Source organism: Streptomyces sp. NPDC025833 (assembly GCF_055558055.1).
The window spans coordinates 1-3,963 of record NZ_JBVHNF010000055.1; the positions used below are offsets into that span (position 1 = coordinate 1).

3 protein-coding genes are annotated in these 3,963 nt (G+C 69.2%); 2 read left to right on the forward strand and 1 reads right to left on the reverse strand.

The window, feature by feature from the left end; genetic code table 11:
* Positions 1-153 (forward strand): transposase (locus ACZ4K2_RS36865; protein WP_467479559.1); only part of this gene is annotated, 153 nt, incomplete at its 5' end.
* Positions 154-307: 154 nt separating this feature from the next.
* Here ACZ4K2_RS36865 and ACZ4K2_RS36870 read toward each other — a convergent pair.
* The gene (locus tag ACZ4K2_RS36870; protein WP_467481089.1) at positions 308-2,860 is read right to left on the reverse strand and encodes a helicase associated domain-containing protein; all 2,553 of its coding nucleotides are present in this window, start codon (positions 2,858-2,860) and stop codon (positions 308-310) included.
* Positions 2,861-3,185: 325 nt separating this feature from the next.
* Here ACZ4K2_RS36870 and ACZ4K2_RS36875 point away from each other — a divergent pair, with 325 nt between their 5' ends.
* Positions 3,186-3,638: a hypothetical protein gene (locus ACZ4K2_RS36875; protein WP_467481092.1), complete on the forward strand. Its 453-nt coding sequence runs from the start codon at positions 3,186-3,188 to the stop codon at positions 3,636-3,638.
* The last annotated feature ends 325 nt before the right edge of the window (positions 3,639-3,963 follow it).

Sequence of the window (3,963 nt, forward strand, 5' to 3'; positions counted from 1 at the left end):
GCCTCCCACCGCAAGGTCCGCGCCCGCGTCGAGCACACCTTCGCCCGCATGAAGAGCTGGAAGATCCTGCGCGACTGCCGCCTCAGAGGCGAAGGTGTCCACCACGCCATGCTCGGCATTGCTCGCCTGCACAACCTCACCCTCACCGGATGACAGGCAAACGAGCAGGTCAACATGCATGATCCGAAGCATTTACGGGACACCGTCTAGCGGCGGTGCTTCGTACGCAGTCAGTACGCGATATGTACGCTCCATGGTGGGCTAGGCGGTGCAGCCCCTACGCCTGGGCGGTCGGTTCCGGTGGCGGTCAGGTCCAGCGCATGCCGATGGCGGCCAGTTGCTCGATCCGCTCGGGCGACAGGGTCGCGGCTCTGGAGCGCTGGTTCCCGACCCATGCTCCTAGTCCCAGATGGTGTTCCTCCGCCTCAGCCTTCACACCCTCGCGGCCGCCGCCCTCGCCGCCGCCGATGACGATGGTCTCGATGTGTTTCCTCGGTACCCGTAGGTGTCCTTCGCGCTGGTAGTACTGCCGGGCGGCCGTCAGGTTCATGGCCCATTTGTCGGCCTGGCTGCGCCGTGGCTTGGGTTTCTCGTCGTCGGCCGCGGGCTGGATGCCGAGGATGTGTTCGCACAGCCACTGCTGCACGGTCGTGAGCTGGTCCCAGCCGAGTCGGACCGACTGCACCCACCGTCCGAGGTCCTCGCCCTGGTGCACGACGTCGCCCGCCTGGGTGGGCAGCGCCTCACCGGCGTCCAGGTGCATCCGCACCAGGTGGAAGCACCGCTGCCATGTCACCGGCCACGACGGGCACCAGGACGCGTCGATCTCCTCCAACTGCTCGCGCCGCGCCTCCGACAGGGCCCCGGCCGACGATTTCACGGGCAGGCCCTGGGCACGCCGCTGCTCGATCTCGGCGGCCTTGCGGGCGGCGGCCCGCTGGTTCTTCAGAAAGATGCCCACCCGGTACCCCTGGTAGGTGGCGTCCAGCGGGGCCAGGAGGTGCCCGTGTTCGGCCGCCCACCCGCGCGCGGCGGACAGGCCCTCCTCCCACGCGACGTCGAAGTGCGACCAGACCATGCCAAGCTTCTCCAGCTGTGCGATGCGGTCGGCGTTCATGTCCCCGCGGGCGTAGACGCGGCGAGCGTCGGCGATCCATTGCCCTAGTGGGAAGGCGGCGAGCGCGGCTGGCCACCCCTCGGCTTCCGCCTCCTGGTCGTCCGGGGCGGGCACGCGGTACGTGAACGGCACCTTCAGGTCCCCGTGGAGCCGTTGGTACAGGGAGGCGGCCTCGACACCGCGCCGCCAGTGGGCGTGTTCGGGGTTGAGGACGCGGAGGTTGATGAATGCGGCCAGCTGTGCGGGGTCGCGAGGGGTGGAAAATTCCAGCAGGGCGCGGGCCGGCACGGAGAGCCGGCCGCTTCGGTCGCTCCCTGCTCCCTCCTCGTCCTGCCCGCTGCGGCTCTGTACGCCTCTGACACTGCTTGGCGCCTGCTGCTCGGCGAGTTGTTCCACCACCCGGGTGTCGTGCGCCCTGAGCGCCTCCAGCAGCTTCGCCAACCCGCCAAAGGCATGGGAGGTGAGCATGTTGTCGACCGTCTCGCCGGGCCCGAGCAGGACCGGCACCACGAGCGAGGCGATCTTGCCCTCACCGGGCTGGATCCGAAGCGCGCGTCCGACGGCTTGGACGAGGTCGGGCATGGAGCCGCGGACGTCCGCGAAGTACACGGAGTCGCAGTTCTTGGTGTCGACGCCCTCGCCCAGCACCTTGACCGAGCCGAGGTAGCTCTTCTCCACGACGGTGCCGTCGGTGGCGATGCTGGTCGCGAACTCGGTGAGGACCCGCCGCCGGTGGAGGGGTTTGTGGTCGCCGCACAGCCAGTTGGCCCACACGGTGCGCGGGTACAGCTCCGGTTCGGCGGCGTGGAGCCGGCCGGCGACGTCGGGTAGACCGGCCGCGAACGCCTCGGCCTCCTTCACCATGTGGTGGAAGACGAGCGTGCGCCGGAAGTTCTCCTCCGAGGACGCCTTCACCAGCGCGGTCTGCAGAGCGGCCAGCCGGGCCCCGCGGATCTCGTCCGATCGCGCCTTAACGCCTAGAAGCTGGGCGGCCTGGAGCTGGGTGTCGGTGATGTCCACGCACACCACCTGGTACGGCGCGCAGATGCCCCTGTCGATCGCCTCGGACAGCGTCAGTGTGTGGCAGCGTGCCCCGAACGGCCCGTCCGGGTCGTCCTCCATCGACGCCACAAGCTCGCCCGGCGCGCCCGGCGCGGCTTCGGAGTCCTCGTCCAGCTGCCACAGCCGGGGGGTGGCGGTCATGTAGAGGCGGCGCAGGGCGGGGATGCGGGTGTTGTCGTGGACGACCGCCCACGGCTTGCCGATCCGGCCCGAGGTCCGGTGCGCCTCGTCGACCACGATCAGGTCCCACCCGGGAAGGCCGGCCTGGTGGGCGCGCTCCAGTGTGCCGAGCCCGAGCGAGGCGTAGGTGGCGAACACGGTGACCTTGCCGAACGGCCGTACCCAGTCGACCAGCTCCTGCACGTCCGTGGTGTTGGGAAAGGACACCTCCTCACCCCGCAGGGAGGACACCCCGATCACCGGGCCCGTCCGGCCTCCCTCACGCCACGCTGCTTGGGTCTGGGCCAGCAGATCGAGTGAGGGCACGAGGACCAGTACACGTCCTGCCCGGAGCTCCTCGGCGCTGCGCACGGCGACGAGTGTCTTGCCCGATCCGGTCGCCATGACCACCTGCGTCCGCAGCCCCCGCTCGGGCACAGTAGATCTTGCAGGAAAGTCAAGGGCACGCAGCACCCCGTCTACGGCTTCTCGCTGGTGGGGACGGAGTTCCTTCATTGCCATCGACCGGCTTTCTGCTATCAGTCGGAGCCCGGCGCGACCTCGCCAAGTGCCCTGTGATCGCTGCGCGTTGAACGCACGCGGCTGCGAAAGGCCACGGACCGCTGCGGGAGACAGATCCGATAACTGTCGGTGATCACGGCCTCGGATGCCTCTGCTGGTGGTACCTAGGCAGTCCAGAGTCTATCGCAACTAAAAAATGAAGCATAGTGATGGGGAAAGACAGCAAGCAGCGTGATAGTTTCCGACGCGGGGGGACCTTCTGCCATCCGCGCCCGCACCGAACAAGAGTGGCCCGCGGGCCCCGGAAGACAGGTAGGCGCCGGCTGTGACTGCTCAGTGGTACGTCCTCATCGAAGAGGACACCCGGACGACGGAACGCCCAGACGGCGTGGAACTCAGGCTGCACCGATGGATGCTGGTGGGCACCCATCACATCGGCCAGGACGAGACGGAAGCAGTGACGGCAGCCGAGGACGCGGCCCTGAACTACATACCGGGGGTGCTGGCCCGGCATGCACGGCCGGGAGACGAGCCGGCCCGGCACGCGTTCCTGGCCCAAGACGGTGCGTGGGTGGTGCTCCTGAGGCAGCGGCACCGCGAGTGCCATATACGGGTGTCCACGGCCCGGCTCATGCACTCGCAGGAAGAGAAGGAAGCACCCGCGAAAAGCCTGAAAGAGAAATTCCGCAACGCCCTGGAAGGGCCACCCCCTCCACCGAAGCCCTGGACCCCACCAAAGCAACCCGGGCACGACCGAACCGGCCGGCCCCTCTCGTAGCCAGCCAGGCCCCGCAGGGGCCTCAGGGTCCGGGAGCGCAGCGGACGGGCCCCGCACAAGGTTTGGGTAATCCCCATTCAGTGGGGATAACCCAAACCTTGTGCCGTAAGCGCTGCGCGGTACAGCGCGGGGAGCGCAGCGGACCACGCTGCGTCCCGGGCCGCAGGCCCGGGACGAGCCCTGCGGAGCGCAGCGGAGTAGGGCCGGACCGCGCAGCGGCCGAACGCCCGCCCGTAGGGCGGGCGGTGACACTCCGTCACTCGCCCCCGCGCAGCGGGGGCTTGCCCTTGCCCAGCGCGCAGCGCTGGGGGACCCGCTCCGCGGG

Excerpts from the sequence above, each read along its gene's own strand:
- ACZ4K2_RS36870 (WP_467481089.1), bottom strand. The coding sequence starts at position 2,860 with ATGGCAATGAAGGAACTCCGTCCCCACCAGCGAGAAGCCGTAGACGGG.